Annotated in this window: 22 protein-coding genes; 13 read left to right on the forward strand and 9 right to left on the reverse strand. The window is 72.2% G+C overall.

Annotated elements, in window-relative coordinates; genetic code table 11:
• Positions 1-3: 3 nt before the first annotated feature.
• Complete coding sequence (locus tag ACWEJ6_RS03980; RefSeq protein WP_387668520.1) at positions 4-543, forward strand: OsmC family protein; 540 nt, start codon at positions 4-6, stop codon at positions 541-543.
• A gap of 32 nt (positions 544-575) precedes the next feature.
• Here the strand turns inward: ACWEJ6_RS03980 and ACWEJ6_RS03985 are convergent, their stop codons facing one another.
• The 3 genes from ACWEJ6_RS03985 to ACWEJ6_RS03995 all read right to left on the reverse strand — a co-directional run bounded on the left by ACWEJ6_RS03985 (position 576) and on the right by ACWEJ6_RS03995 (position 2,833).
• Positions 576-1,673: a YeiH family protein gene (locus ACWEJ6_RS03985; RefSeq protein WP_452421055.1), complete on the reverse strand. Its 1,098-nt coding sequence runs from the start codon at positions 1,671-1,673 to the stop codon at positions 576-578.
• Positions 1,673-1,807 (reverse strand): hypothetical protein, encoded by a 135-nt coding sequence (locus ACWEJ6_RS03990; protein ID WP_352330037.1) that lies wholly within the window; start codon positions 1,805-1,807, stop codon positions 1,673-1,675. The genes ACWEJ6_RS03985 and ACWEJ6_RS03990 overlap by 1 nt, the downstream gene beginning before the upstream one ends.
• A gap of 129 nt (positions 1,808-1,936) precedes the next feature.
• Positions 1,937-2,833 (reverse strand): TauD/TfdA dioxygenase family protein, encoded by an 897-nt coding sequence (locus tag ACWEJ6_RS03995; RefSeq protein WP_358283023.1) that lies wholly within the window; start codon positions 2,831-2,833, stop codon positions 1,937-1,939.
• A gap of 120 nt (positions 2,834-2,953) precedes the next feature.
• Here ACWEJ6_RS03995 and ACWEJ6_RS04000 point away from each other — a divergent pair, with 120 nt between their 5' ends.
• The 9 genes from ACWEJ6_RS04000 to ACWEJ6_RS04040 all read left to right on the forward strand — a co-directional run bounded on the left by ACWEJ6_RS04000 (position 2,954) and on the right by ACWEJ6_RS04040 (position 10,445).
• Positions 2,954-4,123 (forward strand): LLM class flavin-dependent oxidoreductase, encoded by a 1,170-nt coding sequence (locus ACWEJ6_RS04000; RefSeq protein ID WP_452421057.1) that lies wholly within the window; start codon positions 2,954-2,956, stop codon positions 4,121-4,123.
• Positions 4,086-4,982, forward strand: coding sequence for an amino acid ABC transporter permease (locus ACWEJ6_RS04005; protein ID WP_452421059.1), 897 nt, complete (start codon positions 4,086-4,088; stop codon positions 4,980-4,982). Before ACWEJ6_RS04000 ends, ACWEJ6_RS04005 begins: the two co-directional genes overlap by 38 nt.
• Positions 4,982-5,734: an amino acid ABC transporter ATP-binding protein gene (locus ACWEJ6_RS04010; RefSeq protein WP_449916645.1), complete on the forward strand. Its 753-nt coding sequence runs from the start codon at positions 4,982-4,984 to the stop codon at positions 5,732-5,734. Before ACWEJ6_RS04005 ends, ACWEJ6_RS04010 begins: the two co-directional genes overlap by 1 nt.
• A 15-nt stretch (positions 5,735-5,749) precedes the next feature.
• Complete coding sequence (locus tag ACWEJ6_RS04015) at positions 5,750-6,733, forward strand: ABC transporter substrate-binding protein (protein WP_452421061.1); 984 nt, start codon at positions 5,750-5,752, stop codon at positions 6,731-6,733.
• Positions 6,730-7,194, forward strand: coding sequence for a GNAT family N-acetyltransferase (locus tag ACWEJ6_RS04020; RefSeq protein ID WP_387668502.1), 465 nt, complete (start codon positions 6,730-6,732; stop codon positions 7,192-7,194). The genes ACWEJ6_RS04015 and ACWEJ6_RS04020 overlap by 4 nt, the downstream gene beginning before the upstream one ends.
• An 83-nt stretch (positions 7,195-7,277) precedes the next feature.
• Positions 7,278-8,342 carry an ABC transporter substrate-binding protein gene (locus ACWEJ6_RS04025; RefSeq protein WP_387668500.1) on the forward strand — a complete coding sequence of 355 codons (1,065 nt, stop codon included), beginning with the start codon at positions 7,278-7,280 and terminating at the stop codon, positions 8,340-8,342.
• Positions 8,343-8,354: 12 nt separating this feature from the next.
• Positions 8,355-9,161: an ABC transporter ATP-binding protein gene (locus ACWEJ6_RS04030; protein WP_358283036.1), complete on the forward strand. Its 807-nt coding sequence runs from the start codon at positions 8,355-8,357 to the stop codon at positions 9,159-9,161.
• A complete protein-coding gene (locus ACWEJ6_RS04035) occupies positions 9,158-10,021 on the forward strand; it encodes an ABC transporter permease (RefSeq protein WP_452421064.1) in 864 nt (287 codons plus the stop codon). Before ACWEJ6_RS04030 ends, ACWEJ6_RS04035 begins: the two co-directional genes overlap by 4 nt.
• Before the next feature lie 13 nt (positions 10,022-10,034).
• Positions 10,035-10,445: an RrF2 family transcriptional regulator gene (locus ACWEJ6_RS04040; RefSeq protein WP_452421066.1), complete on the forward strand. Its 411-nt coding sequence runs from the start codon at positions 10,035-10,037 to the stop codon at positions 10,443-10,445.
• Positions 10,446-10,466: 21 nt separating this feature from the next.
• Here the strand turns inward: ACWEJ6_RS04040 and ACWEJ6_RS04045 are convergent, their stop codons facing one another.
• Complete coding sequence (locus tag ACWEJ6_RS04045; protein WP_387668494.1) at positions 10,467-11,114, reverse strand: response regulator; 648 nt, start codon at positions 11,112-11,114, stop codon at positions 10,467-10,469.
• Positions 11,111-12,247, reverse strand: a complete 1,137-nt coding sequence (locus ACWEJ6_RS04050) for a sensor histidine kinase (protein ID WP_452421068.1) — start codon at positions 12,245-12,247, stop codon at positions 11,111-11,113. Before ACWEJ6_RS04050 ends, ACWEJ6_RS04045 begins: the two co-directional genes overlap by 4 nt.
• Positions 12,248-12,426: 179 nt before the next feature.
• Here ACWEJ6_RS04050 and ACWEJ6_RS04055 point away from each other — a divergent pair, with 179 nt between their 5' ends.
• The 3 genes from ACWEJ6_RS04055 (at position 12,427) to ACWEJ6_RS04065 (ending at position 15,185) form a co-directional block, all read left to right on the forward strand.
• Complete coding sequence (locus ACWEJ6_RS04055) at positions 12,427-13,473, forward strand: DUF418 domain-containing protein (protein ID WP_452421070.1); 1,047 nt, start codon at positions 12,427-12,429, stop codon at positions 13,471-13,473.
• 81 nt (positions 13,474-13,554) lie between these two features.
• The gene (locus ACWEJ6_RS04060) at positions 13,555-14,064 is read left to right on the forward strand and encodes a SigE family RNA polymerase sigma factor (protein WP_452421071.1); all 510 of its coding nucleotides are present in this window, start codon (positions 13,555-13,557) and stop codon (positions 14,062-14,064) included.
• On the forward strand, positions 14,061-15,185 hold the full coding sequence (locus tag ACWEJ6_RS04065) for a hypothetical protein (RefSeq protein WP_452421073.1): 1,125 nt from the start codon (positions 14,061-14,063) through the stop codon (positions 15,183-15,185). Before ACWEJ6_RS04060 ends, ACWEJ6_RS04065 begins: the two co-directional genes overlap by 4 nt.
• Here the strand turns inward: ACWEJ6_RS04065 and ACWEJ6_RS04070 are convergent.
• The 4 genes from ACWEJ6_RS04070 to ACWEJ6_RS04085 are packed head-to-tail and all read right to left on the reverse strand — an operon-like array spanning position 15,180 to position 19,096.
• On the reverse strand, positions 15,180-16,022 hold the full coding sequence (locus tag ACWEJ6_RS04070; protein ID WP_452421075.1) for a TIM barrel protein: 843 nt from the start codon (positions 16,020-16,022) through the stop codon (positions 15,180-15,182). The two genes, ACWEJ6_RS04065 and ACWEJ6_RS04070, sit on opposite strands and share 6 nt — an antisense overlap.
• A gap of 5 nt (positions 16,023-16,027) precedes the next feature.
• A complete protein-coding gene (locus tag ACWEJ6_RS04075; protein WP_358283051.1) occupies positions 16,028-16,864 on the reverse strand; it encodes a carbohydrate ABC transporter permease in 837 nt (278 codons plus the stop codon).
• On the reverse strand, positions 16,858-17,745 hold the full coding sequence (locus ACWEJ6_RS04080) for a carbohydrate ABC transporter permease (protein ID WP_358283053.1): 888 nt from the start codon (positions 17,743-17,745) through the stop codon (positions 16,858-16,860). The genes ACWEJ6_RS04075 and ACWEJ6_RS04080 overlap by 7 nt, the downstream gene beginning before the upstream one ends.
• Before the next feature lie 28 nt (positions 17,746-17,773).
• Positions 17,774-19,096 carry an ABC transporter substrate-binding protein gene (locus tag ACWEJ6_RS04085; RefSeq protein ID WP_452421078.1) on the reverse strand — a complete coding sequence of 441 codons (1,323 nt, stop codon included), beginning with the start codon at positions 19,094-19,096 and terminating at the stop codon, positions 17,774-17,776.
• Positions 19,097-19,250: the final 154 nt, after the last annotated feature.

A 19,250-nucleotide genomic window follows, 5' to 3' on the forward strand; every position in this document is an offset into this window, starting at 1 on the left:
CCCATGAGCACCCTTCGCGAGTACCTGTCGCACAAGCGCGCCGCCCTGCTGGCCCGCCGGGAGGCCCCGGCGGGCGGCCCGGTGCCGCTGCACGCCCACGTCACGGCCGAGGGCCGCAGCGGGATCCGGCGCATCAGGATCAGGGACTTCCAGATCATCAGCGACAGCGGCCCCGACTTCGCCGGCTACGACCTCGGCCCCGGCTCGCCCGAGCTGCAGGCCGGCGTCCTGGGCAGCTGCGTGACGCACATCTTCCTGATCAAGGCCGCCGAGCTGGAGGTGCCGATCGACTCCCTGGAGGTGGACGTCCGCGCCGAGTACGACCCGAAGGCCCAGCTCCCGGGCGACCAGGGCGTCCCGGTGTACCCGCACAACTTCCGCTACGAGGTGCAGATCGGCTCGCCCGCCTCGGACGAGCAGCTGGCCGGGCTGCACGCCGAGGTCGAGCGGGTCTGCCCGATCCTCAACCTGATCCGCAACCCGCAGCAGATCAGCGGCTCGATCGTCCGGGTGGCGGATCCCGCCCAGCAGCCCGTCGCGTAGCGGGACGGTCCCGCCCCCCGAGGGCGGGACCCTCAGCCGGCCGTGAAGCCGGAGAACAGGGCCAGGGCCAGGGCCAGGGCGACGACCACGTTCACCACCGTCGCGGCGGCGAACGCGGCGACCGGCCGCCAGCCGGCCGCCCGCAGCGCGGCCACCCGGAACTCCAGCCCGATGCTGACGAACGCCAGGATGAGGAACCAGGTCCGCAGGTCGTTGGCGACCCCGACGACCGCCTTGCCCTGGCCCGCGGGGACCGTCGTGAGCCACCAGGTGGCGATCACGGACGCGGCGACGAACCCGAGCACGAACTTCGGGAAGCGCCGCCACAACTCGGCCGCCCCCGGCCGCTCGGCGTCCGCCCGCCGCTCGACCCGGAAGGCGAACCAGGCGGTCAGCGCGACCACGACGACGCCGATGAGCGCGTTCTGGGTGACCTTGACGATCGTGGCGATGGCCAGGGCGTCCTCGCCCGCGATCGTGCCGGCGGCGGTGACGGCGGCGGTGGTGTCGATGTTGCCGCCGATCCAGGCCCCCGCCACCTCGGGCGGCAGCCCGAACGCCGAGGCCAGGGCGGGCAGCACGAAGATCGACGGCAGCGCGAACGCGATCACCAGGCTCGCGCTGTAGGCGAGCTGCTCCTTCCTGGCCTGGACGGCCCCCGCCGCCGCGATGGCCGCGCTGACCCCGCAGATCGACACGGCCGACGACAGCAGCGCGCGCAGCCGGTCGTCGAGCCCGAGCCGCCCGCCGAGCCACCAGGTGAACAGGAACACCGTGCTGATCAGCACGATCGCCTGGAGCACGGCCGGCCCGGCGGCGGTCACGATCACCTTGAGGTTGATGGAGGCGCCGAGCAGCACCAGCCCGGTCTTGATGAAGAACTCGGTGCGGAACCCGCCGGCCAGCCGCTCCCGCAGCCCGGCCGCGGTCAGCAGCGCGTTGCCGAGCAGCCCGAGGGCGATCGCGTAGACCGGGAACTCGACGGCCTTGGCGAGCCCGGAGTCCGGGAGCCAGCCGGGCACGCCCTTCTCCAGGAACCGGGTCGCGGCGGCCAGCACGAGGACGACCAGGACGCCGAGCGCCGTCCCGCGCCAGGTCGCGCGGTCGGCGGTGACGGTCGCGGCGCTCATCAGGGCACCAGCCCGACGGGGATGACGCCGGTGAGGACGAGGACGAGCAGGACCAGGCCGACGGCCGTGGCGGCCCAGTCCTCGTTGATCGCGACGCGGCTCTCGCGTCCGGTGGGGGATTCGCCGGTGCTCATGGGCGTGCCTTTCAGATGGGGGATGGGAGGTGCGGGCGGGGCCCAGCCAACCCCGCCCGCACTGGCTTCGGCCGCTCCGCGAGGCCCCGGCCACGGCGACGTTCGTGGCCGGGGCGGCCCCGGGGAGGGTCAGGCGGCGATCGGCGAGTAGGTCGCGGCGTCGCCGCTGAGGGCGGTGCTGGTGCGGCCGTCCACGCCGACCGGCACGTCCCCGGCGATCGTGACCCGGTGCAGGCGGCGGGGACGGTCGCCGAAGTCGTGCACCACGCGGTGCTGGGTGGCCCGGTTGTCCCAGATGGCCACGTCACCGGGCGACCAGCGCCAGCGGACGGTGTTCTCCACCTCGGTGACGTGCTCCTGGACCAGCCGGATGATCGAGCCGGAGGTGTGCCCGGACAGGCCGCTCAGCCGCTTGGCGAAGTCGCCGAGCAGGATCGAGCGCTCGCCGGTCTCCGGATGCACGCGCACGACCGGGTGCTCGGTCTCGAACAGGGTGGAGGCGAACACCTCGGCGTGCTCGCGGGCGCGCTCGTCGATGGTGGCCGTGCGGACGTAGTCGTACTGGTTGGTGTGCACGGCGCGCAGCCGGTCGAGCAGGTCGCGCAGCTCGGCGGGCAGGTTCTGGTACGCGCTGACGGTGTTGGCCCACAACGTGTCGCCGCCCGCCTCCGGCACGACGACCGCGCGCAGCACCGAGGCCAGCGGCGGCCGGTCCACGAAGGTCACGTCGGTGTGCCAGCGGTCGACCTTGTGGCCGTTGCTGTAGTCGAGGTCCAGGATGTGGGCGTTGCCGTGCAGCGCGGGCACGGTCGGGTGGGCGGCGGTCGGCTCGCCGAGCAGCCGGGCGAAGCCCACCTGGCTCTGCTCGTCGAGGTGCTCCTGACCGCGCAGGAAGATCACTTTGTGGGTGAGGAGGGCCTGGCGGAGCTCGGCCACGACGTCGGGGTGCAGATCGGGCGCGAGCCGCACACCGGTGATCTCGGCTCCTATACGGCCGGCGACGGGGGTGATGGTCAGGGATGGCATGGTGTCCTTCCTTCCGTACGCCTCCACCGTAAATAAAAACCAACTAAATTGGTAGGGCTTGACGGAATAAGATCGCCGTGCTGGGGTGAAAGGCGTTCACGACGCCAGAAAGGCCGCGACATGCCTGTGGAGTTCCTCGGTATCGGTGGCACCAACGACGGCTCGGAGACCTCGCCCCGCTCGGGCCCCTCCTTCGACAAGCAGTACACGCTCCGGCTCGCGCGGGCCCACCAGGAGCACGGCTGGGACCGGGTGCTGTTCGCCTACGGCTCAGGCTCGCCCGACCCGGCCCAGGTGGCGGCGTACGTCGCCGGCCGGGTCGAGGGCCTGGGCATCCTGCTGGCCCACCGGCCGAACGTGTCGTACCCGACGTACGCGCTCAAGACCTTCGCCACGCTCGACCAGATCAGCGACGGCCGCCTGACCGTGCACTTCATCACCGGCGGCAACGACCACGAGCAGGGCAGGGAGGGCGACGTCCTGACCAAGGACGAGCGGTACGCCAGGACCAGGGAGTACATCAGGATCGTCAAGAAGGGGTGGACCTCCAGGGAGCCGTTCGACCACGAGGGCGCCCACTACTCCTTCCGGGACTTCGTCTCCGACGTCTTCCCGGTCCAGCGGCCGCGGCCCCAGGTCTCCTTCGGCGGCTCGTCGCCCGCGGCGTACGCGGCCGGCGGGGCCGAGGCCGACGTCTACTGCCTGTGGGGCGAGCCGCTGGCCGAGACCGCGCAGCAGATCGCCTCGGTCAAGGAGGCGGCCCGTGCGGCCGGGCGGGCCGACGTGCCGCGCATCCAGGTGGCCTTCCGGCCGATCATCGCGCCCACCGAGGAGCTGGCCTGGGAGAAGGCGCACCGGATCCTGGGCGAGCTGCGACACTCCCGGGCGAACCCGCGGCGGCGTCCCGGGGGGCCGCCGCAGAACGCCGGGTCGCTGCGGCTGCTGGAGGTGGCCGCCAGGGGAGAGCGGCACGATCGTGCCCTGTGGACGCCCACCGCGGCGGCCACCGGCGCAGCCGGCAACTCCACCGCCCTGGTCGGCACCCCGGAGACGGTCGCGCAGGCCCTGCTCGACTACTACGACCTGGGCGTGGAGATCCTCTCGGCGCGCGGCTACGCGATCCTGGAGGACGCCGTCGACTTCGGCCGGCACGTCATCCCGCTCGTCCGCGCCGAAGTGGCCCGCCGCGACGCCGCCCGCGCCGACGCCGCCCGCGAGGGAGCCGCACGCGAGGGAGCCGCACGTTCGGGTCGTGGCGACGACGTGCGTGCGGGCCATGGCGCTGCGTGACACGGCCGAGGCGGTGCCCGCCGCCGGGCTGGAGGAGCCCGCGCCGAAGGTCGTGACCGCCCGCCACCCGTCACGGGCGGTGGCCGCGCTCGTCGTGCTGGTGCTGCTGGCGATGGCGGCCAACGCCCTGGTCACCAACCCCGCCTGGGAGTGGGACGTCGTCGGCATGTACCTGTTCGCGCCCTCCGTCCTGCGCTCGGTGCTGCTCACGCTGGAGCTGACCGCGCTGGGCATCGGGCTCGGGTTCGCGCTCGGCACCCTGCTCGCCCTCATGCGCCTGTCGGCCAACCGGCTGCTGGCCTCGGTGGCCTGGGGGTACGTGTGGCTGTTCCGCTCGGTGCCGCTGATCCTGCAACTGCTGTTCTGGTACAACCTGGCGCTGCTGTACCCGAGGTTGTCGTTCGGGGTGCCGTTCGGGCCGGCCTTCTTCGACGTCGGCACGATGGACCTGATCGGGCCGGTCACCGCCGCCGCGCTCGGGCTCGCGCTGCACCAGGCGGCCTACGCCGCCGAGATCGTCCGCGGCGGCCTGCTGTCGGTCGATCCGGGGCAGCGCCTGGCCGCGGCGGCGCTGGGCGTGCCGCGGGCCCGCCGGTTCTTCCGGATCATCCTGCCGCAGGCCATGCGGACGATCGTGCCGAACGCCGGCAACGAGATCGTCAGCCTGGTCAAGGGCACCTCGGTGGTCTACATCATGGCCCTGCCCGAGCTGTTCTACCAGGTACAGGTGATCTACAACCGCAACGGCAGGGTGATGGCGCTGCTGCTGGTCGCGACCGTCTGGTACCTCGTCCTGACGACCACGCTCTCGGTCGTCCAGCACTTCCTGGAGCGCCACTACGGCAGGGGCCGCTCATGATGGTGGAACTGGCCGGTGTGCACAAGAGCTTCGGCGCGCTGCACGTGCTCAAGGGCATCGACCTGCGCGTACGCCAGGGCGAGGTGGCGGTGGTGCTCGGGCCGTCCGGCTCGGGCAAGTCCACCCTGCTGCGCGTGATCAACCACCTGGAGAAGGTGGAACGCGGGACGGTGACGGTCGACGGCGAGCTGCTGGGCTACCGGCGCGCCGGCGACCACCTGTACGAGCTGCCCGAACGCGAGATCCTCCGCCAGCGCACCAGCATCGGCTTCGTCTTCCAGAACTTCAACCTCTTCCCGCACCTCACCGTCAGCCAGAACATCGCCGAGGCCCCGCTGTCGGCCCAGCGCCGGCCGCGCGCCGAGGTGGCCGAGCTGACCGCCCGCCTGCTCGACCGGGTCGGGCTGGCCGGCAAGGCGGCGGCCTACCCGCGCACGCTCTCCGGCGGCCAGCAGCAGCGCGTCGCCATCGCCAGGGCGCTGGCCCTGGAGCCCAAGGTGGTGCTGTTCGACGAGCCCACCTCCGCCCTCGACCCGGAGCTGGTCGGCGAGGTCCTGGAGGTCATGAAGGACCTGGCCCGCAGCGGCACGACCATGATCGTCGTCACGCACGAGATCGGCTTCGCCCGGGAGGTGGCCGACACCGTCGTGTTCATGGACGACGGCCGCATCGTCGAGCGCGGCCCGGCCGCCCAGGTCCTCGACGCCCCGCGCCACGAGCGCACCCGCGCCTTCCTCGGCAAGGTCCTCTGATCACAAGGAACCCCCATGCGTCTCACCGCCGTGCCCGCACTCCTGCTGATCGTCTCCACCACCGTCACCGCCTGCGCGGCCGAACCCGCGCTCGTCCGAAGAGCCGGCGAGGGGGCCGGCGCCGACGGCGCGGTCGCCGGCCGCGCCGTCGACACCGGCCCCGACCAGAAGCGGGTGCGCACCGGCAAGGTCGCGAGCATCGCCGCCCGGGTGCCCGCCGCGATCGCGCGGGACGGCCGGCTCACCGTCGGCTTCAGCGTCCAGAGCTCGCCGCCGCTGGTCTTCCCGGCCAGCGACAACGTCACGCCGATCGGCGTGGAGACCGACCTGGCCCAGCTCGTGGCGGACGTGCTCGGCCTGGAGCTGGAGCCGGAGAGCTCCTCCTGGGAGAACCTGTTCCTGGGCGCCAAGTCCGGCAAGTACGAGGCCGTGTTCAACAACGTCACCGTCACCGAGGAGCGCAAGGACGTCTACGACTTCGCGACGTACCGGATCGACCAGCTCGCCTGGCAGGTTCCCGGCTCCAGCCCGATCAAAAGGATCTCCGGGCCCGCCGACGTGGCCGGGCTGCGCGTCTCGGTCGGCTCGGGCACCAACCAGGAGAAGATCCTGCTCGACTGGGACGCCCAGAACCGGAAGGCCGGCCGGAAACCGGTCGAGATCCTCTACTACCAGAAGTACGGCGACGTGCTGCTCGCCCTGAAGTCGGGGCGCGTGCAGGCGTACTTCGGCCCGAACCCGACCATCGCCTACAACGTCGCGGTCAGCGGCGGCTCCAGGATCGTGGGCACCGCCTCGGGCGCCGGGCCGGGCCTGCAGGGGCTCATCGCGGCGATGACGAAGAAGGGCGACGGCCTGGTCGGGCCGGTGCACGACGCGCTGGCCACGGTGATCGGGAACGGGACGTACCGGCAGGTGCTCGACCGGTGGGGGCTGGGCAACGAGGCGGTCGCCGAGTCCAGGGTCAACCCGCCGGGCCTGCCGAGGCAGAGCGGTTGAGCGCGCCCGCCTTCGAGGTCCGCCTGGTCGCGCCGGACGATCCCGCCGTCCGGCCGCTGCTGGCGGACCTCGCGCTGGAGTACACCAGCCGGTACGGCGCCAACGACGAGCTGAACCGGTACCCGGCCGAGGAGTTCGCGCCGCCGGACGGGGCCTTCCTCGTCCTGGTGGTGGGCGGCGAGACCGTGGCGGGCGGGGCCTTCCGCCGCTACGACGCCGACACGGCCGAGCTGAAGCGGGTGTGGACGCATCCCGGCCACCGCAGGCGCGGCCTGGGCGCTGTCGTCGTACGGGAGCTGGAACGCGAGGCCGCCCGCCGCGGCTACCTGCGCGTTCACCTGACCACCGGCCCCCGCCAGCCCGAGGCCGTCGCCCTGTACCTGGCCGGCGGCTACACCCCGCGCTTCGACCCGGACGACCGTCCGAAGCGCGGCCCGCTGCCTTTCGTGAAGAGTCTGTGACCCAGAGTGGGATTGACGAGCGCCCTCCCTTGCTCCTATAAACACTCTAAAGCCACTAAATAAGTGGGAAATAGGGAGAAGAGATGAACGCTCGCAGGGTTCGCGTAACGGTGGCCACCCTGGCCGCCCTGGCGCTCACGACCATGGCGGCCGCCTGTGGGGGCAGCGGCAGCCCTGCGGACAGCGGCGCGAAGAGCGGGGGAGCCGGCGCCACGCAGGTGCGTCTGGGCTTCTTCCCCAACATCACCCACGCCACCGCGCTGGTCGGCGTGGAGAAGGGCATCTACGCCAAGCACCTCGGCACCGCGCCCAGGACCAGCACGTTCAACGCCGGGCCGGCCGCGATCGAGGCCGTGTTCTCCGGCGCCATCGACGCCACCTACGTCGGCCCCAACCCGGCCATCAACGCCTGGTCGAAGTCGAAGGGCCAGGCCATCAAGATCGTCGCCGGCGCGGCGTCCGGCGGCGTGTTCCTCGTGGTCAAGCCCGGGATCAACTCGGTGGAGGACCTCAAGGGCAAGAAGATCGCCACCCCGCAGCTCGGCAACACCCAGGACGTCGCGCTGCGCTACTGGCTGACCGAGAAGGGCATCAAGACCGACACCAAGGGCGGCGGCGAGGTCTCGATCGTGCCCCAGGAGAACTCCCAGACTATCCAGACCTTCGCCACCGGCGACATCGACGGCGCCTGGGTGCCCGAGCCGTTCGCCAGCCGCCTGATCAAGGAGAGCGGCGGCAAGGTGCTGGTCGACGAGCGCGACCTGTGGCCGAACAAGCAGTTCGTGATCACCCACCTGATCGTCCGCCAGGAGTGGGCTAAGGAGCACCCCGACCTGCTCAAGAAGCTGATCGAGGCGCACGTCGAGGCCAACGACGTCATCGCCAAGGACCCGGCCGGCGCCGCGCAGACCGCCAACGCCGCCCTGCAGAAGCTGACCGGCAAGGCGCTCAAGCCCGAGGTGCTGGACAGCGCGTTCAAGAACATCACCTTCACCAACGACCCGATCGCCTCGTCGCTGGTGGGCAGCGCCGAGCACGCGACCAAGGTCGGCCTCCTCGACCCGGTCGACCTGAACGGCATCTACGACCTCAAGGTCCTCAACGAGGTCCTCGCCGCCAAGGGCCAGCAGGCCATCTCCGACAAGTAGGAGGCGCACGCGATGTCCGCTCCGCTCACGGAGCAGGTCACCGGCCGGGTCGACGGGCAGAGCCCCGCGATCCGGCTGGAGGCCGTCTCCAAGCTCTACGGTCAGGGCCGGACGGCCCTGCAAGCCCTCGACCAGGTCTCGCTGTCGGTGGCGCCCGGCGAGTTCGTCTGCCTGCTCGGCGCGTCCGGCTGCGGCAAGAGCACGCTGCTGTCGCTGGTCGCCGGGCTCGACCGGCCCACGGCCGGCCGGATCGACGTGGACGACGCCCGCGTCGCGCTCATGTTCCAGGAGCCCGCGCTGTTCCCCTGGCTGACCGTCTCGGCCAACGTCGAGATGGCGCTGCGCGCCAAGGGCGTGAGCAAGCGGGAACGCCGGGACCGGGCCGCCGAGTTCCTCGACATCGTCCACCTCAGCGGGTTCGGCAGGAAACGGCCGCACGAGCTGTCCGGCGGCATGCGCCAGCGCGTCGCCCTGGCCAGGGCGCTCGCCCAGGACGCCGACGTGCTGCTGATGGACGAGCCCTTCGGCGCCCTGGACGCCATGACCCGCGACCTGCTGCACGACGAGCTCGAACGCATCTGGCGGGAACGCGCCCTGTCGGTCCTGTTCGTCACCCACAACGTGCGCGAGGCCGTCCGGCTCGGCGACCGGGTCGTGCTGCTGTCCAGCAGGCCGGGGCGGGTGGTCGAGGACTTCCCCGTCGCGCTGCCGCGGCCCCGCCGTACCGACTCGGGCGAGGTGGCCGAGCTGGCGGGGGAGATCACCGGCCGCCTCCGCCAGGAGGTCCTGCGCCACGCCCGTCAGGAGGAGCCCGCATGACGACGACGGACACCCACGCCCAGCAGCTCGCCGGGCTCGACGCGCTGGAGCTGGGCACCGGCCACCGCGCCGGCCTGGCCTCCCGGCTGTGGGCGGGGCTGTGGCCGATCGCCTCGGCCGTGCTCATCGTGCTGGCCGTCTGGCAGGCCGTGGTGTGGGCGGGCTGGTGGCCCGAGTACGTCTTCGCCGGGCCGGTCACCACGCTCGCCGAGCTCGGGCACCGGCTCGGCGACCCCGAGTTCTACACCGCGCTGACGGTCACCATGCGCCGCGCGGTCACCGGGTTCGCCCTGGCGATCGCCGTCGGGCTGGTCGTCGGCGCGCTGGTCTCGCGGATCGGGCCGCTGCGCCGCGCCACGGGCTCGCTGATCACCGGGCTCCAGACGATGCCGTCCATCGCCTGGTTCCCGCTGGCCATCCTGCTGTTCGGGCTGTCGGAGAGCGCGATCCTGTTCGTGGTGGTGCTGGGCGCGGCGCCGTCCATCGCCAACGGCCTGATCACCGGGGTGGACTACACGCCGCCGATCCTGCTGCGCGCCGGGCACATGCTCGGCTTCCGCCGGATCGCGCTCTACCGGCACGTCATCCTGCCGGCCTCGCTGCCGTCGTTCCTGGCCGGGCTCAAGCAGGGCTGGGCGTTCGCCTGGCGCTCGCTGATGGCCGGTGAGCTGCTGGTCATCATCGCCAACCAGGCCTCGCTGGGCGAGCAGCTCCACTACGCCCGCGAACTGGCCGACTCGCCCGGCCTGCTCGCCACCATGATCGTCATCCTGGTCATCGGCATCGTGGTGGACCGCGTCTTCGGCCTGGCGGACGACGCGCTGCGCCGCCGCTGGGGCCTGCACCAGGTGAGCACCTGAGCAGTAGACGGTCATGCGGATCTCCGCCAGAACCCAGTACGCCCTGCGCGCCGCGGCCGAGCTGGCCGCAGCGCCGCCGGGCCCCATGCCCGCCGAGAAGATCGCCACGGCCCAGGGCATCCCCCGCAAGTTCCTCGACAACATCCTGCTGCAGCTGCGCCGGGCGGGCCTGCTGCACAGCCAGCGCGGCCCCGAGGGCGGCTACTGGCTGGCCAGGCCCGCTTGCGAGATCACCCTCGCCGACATCGTGCTGATCGTCGAAGGCGTCTCCGAGGGCGGCGACCACGGCGGCTATCCCGGTGTGGCCAGCCCGCTCGCCGAGGTGTGGAGCGCGCTGCGCGACCACGAGGAGATGATGCTGGCCGACATCACGCTGGCCGACATCGCCCGCGCGAGCGTGCGGCTGGGAGACGAGTCGCGCTGAGGGACGTCCCCGGGCCCGCGGTCAGCCCGCCACCCCGTTCTCCCAGGCCCACGCGATGATCTCGACCCGGTTGCGTATGCCCAGCTTGTCGAGGATGGCGGAGATGTGGCCTTTCACGGTGCTCAGCGAGATGTGCAGGGCGGCGGCGATCTCCCGGTTGCTGCGTCCGGCGGCCACGGCGCGCACCACGTCGGTCTCCCGCTCCGACAGCGGGTGCACCGCTCCCGTCGCGCGCGGCGCCCGCCTGGCCAGGCGGCCCAGCAGGCGCGGCGTGATCGACGGCGAGATCAGGGCGTCCCCGGTGCTGGCCGCCCGTACGGCCTCGGCGAGCAGGGCCGGGCCGGCGTCCTTCAGCACGAACCCGGCCGCGCCGCAGCGCAGCGCGTCGTAGACGTACTCGTCCAGGTCGAAGGTGGTGACCACGACCACCGGCAGCGGGTCGGGCACGCCGGCGCCGGCCAGGGCGCGGGTGACCGCTATGCCGTCCATGCCGGGCATGAGGATGTCCACCAGGCAGACGTCGGGGCGTACCCGCCGGGCCAGCTCCACGGCCTCCGCGCCGTCCCGGGCCTCGGCCACCACGCGGATGTCGGGCTGGTCCTCCAGGATCAGCCGCAGGCCCCGGCGGACCATCGCCTGGTCGTCGGCCAGCAGCACGCCGATCGTCATCGCCGCCCCCCTAGTGGCAGGGTCGCGTGGACCGTCCAGCCGCCCTCCGGCCGGGGGCCCGCGCGCAGGGTGCCGTCGAGGGCCTCGACGCGTTCGCGCATGCCGAGCAGGCCGTAGCCGCCGCGGCTCCGGGACGGCGGCGCGGGCGGCGCGTCGTCGGCGACCACGACCGCGCCGTCCCGCCCGGTGACCGTGACCTCGACGGTGACCGCGCGGGCGCGGGCCGCGTGGCGGGCGACGTTCGTCAGCGACTCCTGGACGATCCGGTAGACGGTGCTGTTCACCTCCGGCGGCCAGCTCTCGGCCTCGCCGGGGACGCGCAGGGTCACGGGCGGGCCGTCGAAGCCGCCGACCAGGTCGGTGAGCCGGCCGGGCGGGCCGGGCACGTCGTCGGCGGCCTCGCGCAGCAGGCCCACGACGCGGCGCAGGGCGGCCAGGGCTCCGGCGCCGGCGTCCTCGATGTCCTCCAGCGACTCCTCCAGCGGGCCTGAACCCCTGCGGGCCAGCAGCCGGGCGGCCTGGGCCTGCAGGACGATGCCGGTCAGGTGGTGGGCGGCCACGTCGTGCAGCTCCCTGGCCAGCCTGCGGCGCTCGTCGTGCCGGACGCGATCGGCGGCCGACAGGCGGCGCGCCGACAGCAGCCGCAGGCCGCCGCCGACGCCCAGAGCGGCCAGCCACCAGGCCACGTTGAGCCCCACCGTGGCCCCGTTGTGCGCTCCGGGCACGCTCGCCGCGGCGACCGCGAGCCCACCGGCCGCGACGGCGCAGGCGGCCCGTACGGGAAGCGTCCTGACCGCCGACCCGACCAGCACGGACAGGCCCAGCGCCATGGCCGGTCCCGGCTCGTTCGGCAGCCCGGCCCACGCGGCGACCAGGACGGCCACGGCCGCCACCGCCAGCCCGCCCACGGCCGTCCACACCGGGGCCAGGCGGCGCGCCAGGGCCAGCGCGCACACCGCCGCCCCCGCCGCGCAGTCGAACACCCAGTAGCCGCCGCCCCAGCTGCCGGCGATCAGGCCGGCCCAGAAGACCAGCACGGCCACGGCCGCCACCGCCAGCGCGGCCTGCGCCGTCACGGCCGCGGCCCGCCGCCCGAAGGGCCAGGCGAGCTCCGGCCGGTTCCGCACGTTCACGCACCCAGGCTAGGGAGGCGGGCCCGCCCGGCACACCGGCCGAAAGTACGGTCGCCGCGCGCACTCCAGGCCAGGGAGGCCGGTCCGTCCCGCACACCGGCCGAAAGTACGGTCGCCGCGGCCCGAACCCTGCTTTGGACCCTCCCCGCGCCCCGCCGCCCGCCGCAGGATGAGGCTTCATGCCCCATGACGACCCGCGGCCCGCCCGCGCCCTGCCCCAGGACACCACACCCCGAACCACATCCCCGGCCGCCCCCGGGCGGTCGCGCATCATCGCGCTCGACGTCGTGCGCGGCTTCGCCCTGTGCGGGATCCTGCTGGCCAACGTCCAGCCGATCTCGCACGTCGGCACCGACCCGGTCACCGCGCAGCAGGCGACGCTCGACGAGACCGCCCGCTGGCTGGGCCTGCTCGTCGAGCAGCGCTTCTTCCCGATCTTCTCGCTGCTGTTCGGCGTCGGCTTCTCGCTGCTGCTCGACTCCGCCGCCGCCCGCGTGCCCCATCCGCGGGCGTTGCTGCTGCGCAGGCTCCTCCTGCTGGCCTGCATGGGCCTGGCGCACATGTTCCTGCTGTGGCGCGGCGACATCCTGACCGTCTACGCGGTCGTCGGCCTGGTGGTGCTGCTGCCCTCGACATGGTTGCCGCGCTGGGCCGTGGCCGGGCTCGCCGCCGTGCTCGTCGTCGCGGCGCTGGTCGTCTTCGGGGGCGGCACGATGCTGGTGCCCGGCCTGTTCCTGCTGGGCTCGGCCCTCACCAGGTACGGCGTGATCGACCGGATCGAGAGCTCCACCCGCGTCCCGGCGCTGCTGGCCCTGGGGCTCGCAGCGGCCACCGTCCCGGCGCTCATGTGGCAGGCCGCGAGCACGGGCGTCCCCCTGCCGATGGCCGCGTCCGGGCTGCTCATGGCCGGTCTGTACGTGTGCGTCCTGCTCGTCCTGCTCAGGACCCCGCTGCGCCCGGTGTTGCGGGCCGTCTTCGCCCCGCTGGGCCGCATGGCGCTGACCAACTACCTGAGCGCCACCGCCCTCGTCCTGGTCCTCGGCAAGCTGGCCGGCGGCCCGCCGGAGGGCTGGACGCTGACCACGATCGTGGGGATCGCCGCCGTCATCCTGGCTCTGCAGTGGGTGTGGTCCACCCTCTGGCTGCGCCGGTACCGCTTCGGCCCGCTGGAATGGTTGTGGCGCTGGGCCACCTGGGGCCGCCGTCCCGACCGGCGGGCCCGGTGAGGCCGTAGAGAATTCTGCGACGAACCTGCAACCCTCCGCCCGGCCGGCCGCGTTGGGAACGGGCGAAGGGAGATCACCACATTGGACGCTCACGACGGCTTCCGCGAGTTCGTCATCGCCCGGCAACAGGCGCTGATGCGGACCGCCTACCTGCTCGTGGGCGACCCTCACCAGGCCGAGGACCTGCTCCAGAGCGTGCTGGTCAAGGTCGTCCGGCACTGGCACAAGCTGGCGCGGGACGGCAACCCGGAGGCGTACACGCGTAAGGCGCTGGTCAACCAGTACATCTCGTGGCGACGCCGGCCGAACCCCGAGCTGCCCAGCGCCGACCCGCCCGAGCGCGCGGTCACCTACGACGACGACGCGCTCGACCGGATCGTGCTGCGCCAGGCGCTGGACAAGCTGACGCGCAAGCAGCGCGCGGTGATCGTCCTGCGCTTCTGGGAGGACCTCACCGAGGCCCAGACCGCCGACGCGCTCGGCTGCGCGGTCGGCACGGTGAAGAGCCAGACCCATCACGCGCTGGCGCGCCTGCGCGCGCTGGCCCCCGACCTCGTGGACTCGCGAACCCCTCAGGAGGTGGCCCGATGACCAGACTGCGTGACGCGCTGAACGGCATCGCCGAGGAGGCGCCCCCGGTGAACCTGGCCGACCTCGCGGTGGCGGGGTACCGGCGCAGACGCCGCGCCTCGGCGACGCTGGCGGCCGCCGCGACGATCGCGGTGCTGGCCGGGGTGACGGCGACCGTGCTGGTGGCCGGGCCGCGACGGGTGCCCGCCGCCGCGCCGCAGGCCGCGGCCGCGGCCGTGCCCGTCCTGCCCGAGGGGAAGGTGGGGACGCTCAGCCACGCCTACCGGCAGAGCTGCCTGCCTCCCAAGGGGAACAGCGCGCCGCCCGGCTGCCTGGACGGCGAATGGCGGGTGGTCACCGCCGACGGCAGGACGTACCGGGTGCCCCAGGCGCTCGCGAGGACCGCCAGGAACGACCGCGTGCCCGTCGCCCTCAGCCGCGACGGGCGCATGTTCGCCTACTACGACGAAGACGCGGGGGCGCACGTCGTCCGGGACATGGTGACCGGCGCGGAGACGGTCTCCGCCGCGAAGGTGGCGGAGGAACGTCTCGGCACGGGCTCCATGCTGGTGGTCTCCGACGACGGCCGCCACCTGGCGTTCGACCCGCGCGAGGGCACCAAGGACCCCGGCCTGCTGATCGACGTGCGGACCGGCGGGACGGTGTCCGTCCCCGGCGTGTACGAGCCGGTCGCCATCAAGGACGGCGTCGCCGAGCTGGTCCGCTACCGCAAGACCGACCTGCTGTTCATGCCGGTCACCGGCGGCGGCCGGCCGGTGCGCTTCGACGGCGTCTTCATCATGTTCAGCGAGCTCGCCCCGGACGGCCGCACGGTGGTCGCCTTCGAGTTCCCGCCCGGCAAGAAGGCCCAGCCCGAGTACGTCACCCGCAGGCTCACCGTGCTCGACACCAGGACCGGCCGCACCCTGCGGAAGGTCTCCGTGAAGGGCCTGCCGACGGGGGCGGGCATCCACGACGCCACGATCTGGCAGAGCCGGTCGGAGGTCACGCTCGCCGTCGAGGCCGGGAAGGACACCCGGGCCTACGCGGTGGACGTCCGCACCGGCAGGTCCAGGCCGGTGGCCAAGTACCCCGGCCAGGGCAGGGGACTGGTCATGCCCGGTGCCGTCGGCGGGCTATGAGGCTCCCGGGAGCGCTGCCTGTACGGAGGCCAGGCAGCGCTCCACCACGGGACGCGGGTCGAAGGCGTAGTTCCCGGCCCCGAACAGCTCGAACGTCATCGCCCCCTGGTAGCCCCTGCGGTCCAGCGCGGCCAGGTACTCCGTGAGCGGCAGCTCGCCGTCGCCCCAGGCCAGGTGCCCGGTGGGGGAGCCGTCGATCAGGTGCACGTGCCTGACCCGGTCGCCGAGGGCGTCGAAGTAGTCGTCCACGCCCTCCCCGGCCGCCGCCATGGCCACGGTGTCCAGCACCGCGCCCAGGTTCGGGGCGCCCACCTCGCCGATCATGCGGGCCAGCGTGGGCGCGTCGTTGACCAGGTTGGACTCCACCCGCTGCAACGCCTCCAGCACGCACGACACGCCGAGCGTGCCGGCGTAGGCGCAGATCTCGCCGATCGCGTCGGCCGAGCGCCGCCAGGCGGCGGCGACCGGCTCGTCCTCGAAGCCCCGGCCCGGGGTCAGCAGCAGCAGCTCGGCCCCCAGCTCGGCGGCCAGTTCGGCGGCCCGGCGGAACATCGCCACGCTCGCGGCCCGCAGCCGGCTGTCCGGCGAGGCCAGGTTGACGGGGTAGGCCACCTGCTCGGGCGTCAGGCAGCGGACGGTGAGCCCCCGCCCGGCGGCGCGCCGGCGGATCGCCCGCGCCTCGGCGTCGCTCAGCCACGGCACGTGCAGCTGCGGCGCGACGCCCCACAGCTCCAGGTGCTCGCGCCCGAGCGCGGCCGCGTCGTCGAGGAAACGGTCGAAGGGCAGGTGCTGGTAGGCGAAGTTCGAACCGGTGACCTGCCGCAGTGACAACGACATCAGACTCACTTCCCGACCCCGTCGGCGAGGCCCTTGACGATGTAGCGCTGGCCGAGGAAGAACAGCAGCACCACGGGCAGCGCCGCGATCACCATCCCGGCGAAGACGACGGGGAAGTCCGTGCCGTGCTTGCTCATCAGGCCGGTCAGGCCGACCGGCAGCGTCTGCACGCCGGCGCCGCTGGTGAAGACCATCGCGAACAGGTACTCGTTCCAGGCGAACAGGATGTGCAGCAGCACGGTCGAGGTGAGGATCGGCTTGCACATCGGCAGGATGATCCGCCAGAACGCGGTCCAGCGGCCGCACCCGTCCATCTCGGCGGCCTCGTCCACCTCGCGCGGCAGGTCGATCATGTACGCCCTGATGAGGAACGTCGTGAACGGGATCCGGAACGCGGTGTAGAGGATCAGCAGCGCCCAGAAGCTGTTGTACAACCCCATGGCCTGGAACATCTTGACCAGCGGCACGAGCGCCACGGTCGGCGCGAGCATGAGCCCGCCCAGGATGGCCATCGTGACGAACCGGTTGAACGGGATGTCCACCCGGGTCAGCCCGTAGGCCGCCCACGCGCTGACGAACACGGTGGCGACCGTGGAGGTGAGCGTGACCAGCACGCTCGTCGTCAGGTAGTCGCTCACCCCCCGGTTCCACGCCTTCTGGTAGCTCTCGAAGCTCCAGCTCGACGGCAGCGCGAACGGGTTGCCGAACAGCTCGCTGTTGGACTTGAACCCGTTGAGCACCATCCACAGCAGGGGATAGAGCACGACCACCGCGAGGCAGAGCAGGAACGCCCAGAGGAACACGCGCGCGATCACGCCGAGGAAGCCGCGGCGACTCACCATTCCACCCTTCTCTTACGGGTGACCCACATCTGTCCCACGGCGATGCCGAGCGTGATGACGAAGATCACCGTCGCGATGGCGGCGGCGTAGCCGAAGTTGTTGCGCACGAAGCCGCTGCGGTAGAGCCAGGTGCCCAGGACCTGGCTGGAGTTGTCGGGGCCGCCGCTGGTCATCACCATGACCTCGTTGAACACCTGGAAGGCGCCCGAGACGGTGACCATCATCATCAGCCCGGTCATCTCCCGCACGAGCGGCACGGTCACGTGGAAGAACCGCCGGACCGGGCCGGTGCCGTCGATGGCGGCGGCGCCGTAGATCTCGCGCGGGATGCGCTGGATCGCGACCGCGAACAGCAGCGTCGAGTAGCCGAAGCCCTGCCACTGGCTCATCGCGATGATCGCCGACATGGCGGTGCTCTCCTGGCCCAGCCACGCCTGGGCCAGGCCGTCCAGGCCGATCGCCCTGAGCAGGTGGTTGAGCGGGCCCAGGTTGGGCTCGTAGATGAAGTAGAAGAGCAGGCCGGCGACGGTCATCGAGATCGCCGACGGGATGAAGTACACCGCCCGCAGGCCGCGCTGCCACCGCTCACTGCGGACGCCCTCGATCAGCGCGGCCAGCAGCAGCGCGCCGAACACCTGGAAGACGATCGAGACCACCGCGTACAGGACGTTGTTGCCCAGCGAGGACCAGAAGACCGGGTCGTCGATCAGCTTGCGGTAGTTGTCGAGCCCGACGTACTCCTGGGTGCCGCGGTAGATGTCCCATTTGAGGGTGCTGAACTGGAAGTTCTGCACCAGCGGCAGGTAGACGAACACCACGACCAGCGCGAGCGCGGGAGCCACCCACGCCAGGCCGAGCGCCCGTTGACGTATGGCACGCACCGGCATGCTCTCCCTCCGGCCGCCCGGCCTACTTCGCCGACTCCGACGCCTCGCGGACGCTCGCCAGCACCTTGTCGGGGGTCGAGCCGCCGCTGATCAGCGCCTCGCCGCCGGCCAGCCAGGCGTCGGCGACCTCGGGCACGGTGACGGTGTCGAGCCACGCGGCCAGCCGCGGCGCCTTGTTGACCTGCTCCATGCCCTCGTAGACGGCCTTGCTGGAGGTCTCGGGGCTGACCGCGCCGACGACCGTGCTGGGCTGCCCGTACGGGGGCGCCGACAGGGTCTTGGCGTTCTGCGTGGAGGTCACGAACTTCATGAAGTCGACGGCCAGCGCGGCCCGCGGCGACCTGGCGTTGATCAGGTAACCCTCGGGAGCGCCCTCGATGGTCTTGGGGTCGCCGGCCGCGTTCTGGGAGGCGGGGAGCTGGAAGATGCCGAAGTCGTCCGGCTTGAGGCCGTTCTTGTCGGTGGCGTTGTCGAACTCCAGGACCTCCTGGTAGTACATGGCCGCCTTGCCGTCGTGGAAGGCCTGCTGCGCCGAGCTGTAGAGCACGCCGTTGGTGCCCTTGCCGGTGTCGGTGCAGGTGTCGACCAGGGTCTTGAACCGGTTGAGCGCGGTCACGTAACCCGGGTTGTCGAGCTTGGCCGTCTTCGGGGTGAAGTCGGCCTGCAGGACGTCGGCCGGCACGTCGTAGGCGAAGAGCTGCTGGAGGTAGTGCAGGGCGGGCCAGCCGTCCTTGTTGCCGAAGGCGATCGGCTCGTAGCCCGCCTTGCGCAGCGCCGCGCAGCTCCCGACCAGCTCCTCGAACGTGCCGGGCACCTTGACGCCGGCCTTGTCGAAGGCGGTCTTGTTGTAGCCCATGAACTTGCCGTTGCCGTACAGCGGGATGCCGTAGTACTTGCCGTCGTAGGCGAAGGCCGACAGCGAGCCGGGGCTGAACGTCCTGCCCCACTCGGTGTCCGGGCCGATCACCTTGCTCAGGTCGGCGGCCCGCCCGCCGCGCACGAAGTTCTCCGCCCAGTTGCCGCTCCAGGTGAAGAAGACGTCGGGCAGCGCGTCGGAGGCGGTCAGCGTCTTGGTCTTGTCCTTGATGCTCTGGTCGGTCTCCTGGATGAGCTCGACCTTCACGCCCGGGTGCTGCTTCTGGTACGCCGCGGCCAGGTCCTCGAAGTACGGCTGCAGCGGCTCGCCGGCGAACTTGGTGAGGATGCTCAGCGTGCCGGAGAAGTCGGGCGTGGCGGACAGGTCGGCGGCGGGGGCCGTGGCCGCTCCGTCGCCGCCGCCGGAACAGCCGGCCAGGGCGAGCGTCCCGAGGAGCGCCGCGAACGACGTCATTGCGCGAGGGCGCATGGGCTTCCTTTCTCTCGGAGGGAGAGGGGGACCTGCCGGTCCGCGGTGGGGGTGTTGGCTGACTGTACAGATGAACTGATACCGGTACCAGACCGCGAAGCAAGATTTTCTTTCCGAGCGCCTGCCTGTGGGCTTTTTCCTGCGACGAAACAGC

The sequence above is a fragment of the Nonomuraea sp. NPDC004702 genome, from assembly GCF_053601695.1.

Coding starts and splice junctions, on each gene's coding strand:
- ACWEJ6_RS04030 (WP_358283036.1), top strand. CDS start 8,355: ATGTCCGCTCCGCTCACGGAGCAGGTCACCGGCCGGGTCGACGGGCAG.
- ACWEJ6_RS04000 (WP_452421057.1), top strand. CDS start 2,954: ATGCCTGTGGAGTTCCTCGGTATCGGTGGCACCAACGACGGCTCGGAG.
- ACWEJ6_RS04055 (WP_452421070.1), top strand. CDS start 12,427: ATGCCCCATGACGACCCGCGGCCCGCCCGCGCCCTGCCCCAGGACACC.
- ACWEJ6_RS03985 (WP_452421055.1), bottom strand. CDS start 1,673: ATGAGCGCCGCGACCGTCACCGCCGACCGCGCGACCTGGCGCGGGACG.
- ACWEJ6_RS04065 (WP_452421073.1), top strand. CDS start 14,061: ATGACCAGACTGCGTGACGCGCTGAACGGCATCGCCGAGGAGGCGCCC.
- ACWEJ6_RS04015 (WP_452421061.1), top strand. CDS start 5,750: ATGCGTCTCACCGCCGTGCCCGCACTCCTGCTGATCGTCTCCACCACC.
- ACWEJ6_RS04045 (WP_387668494.1), bottom strand. CDS start 11,114: ATGACGATCGGCGTGCTGCTGGCCGACGACCAGGCGATGGTCCGCCGG.
- ACWEJ6_RS04010 (WP_449916645.1), top strand. CDS start 4,982: ATGGTGGAACTGGCCGGTGTGCACAAGAGCTTCGGCGCGCTGCACGTG.
- ACWEJ6_RS03995 (WP_358283023.1), bottom strand. CDS start 2,833: ATGCCATCCCTGACCATCACCCCCGTCGCCGGCCGTATAGGAGCCGAG.
- ACWEJ6_RS03990 (WP_352330037.1), bottom strand. CDS start 1,807: ATGAGCACCGGCGAATCCCCCACCGGACGCGAGAGCCGCGTCGCGATC.
- ACWEJ6_RS04035 (WP_452421064.1), top strand. CDS start 9,158: ATGACGACGACGGACACCCACGCCCAGCAGCTCGCCGGGCTCGACGCG.
- ACWEJ6_RS04085 (WP_452421078.1), bottom strand. CDS start 19,096: ATGCGCCCTCGCGCAATGACGTCGTTCGCGGCGCTCCTCGGGACGCTC.
- ACWEJ6_RS03980 (WP_387668520.1), top strand. CDS start 4: ATGAGCACCCTTCGCGAGTACCTGTCGCACAAGCGCGCCGCCCTGCTG.
- ACWEJ6_RS04075 (WP_358283051.1), bottom strand. CDS start 16,864: ATGGTGAGTCGCCGCGGCTTCCTCGGCGTGATCGCGCGCGTGTTCCTC.
- ACWEJ6_RS04070 (WP_452421075.1), bottom strand. CDS start 16,022: ATGTCGTTGTCACTGCGGCAGGTCACCGGTTCGAACTTCGCCTACCAG.
- ACWEJ6_RS04025 (WP_387668500.1), top strand. CDS start 7,278: ATGAACGCTCGCAGGGTTCGCGTAACGGTGGCCACCCTGGCCGCCCTG.
- ACWEJ6_RS04040 (WP_452421066.1), top strand. CDS start 10,035: ATGCGGATCTCCGCCAGAACCCAGTACGCCCTGCGCGCCGCGGCCGAG.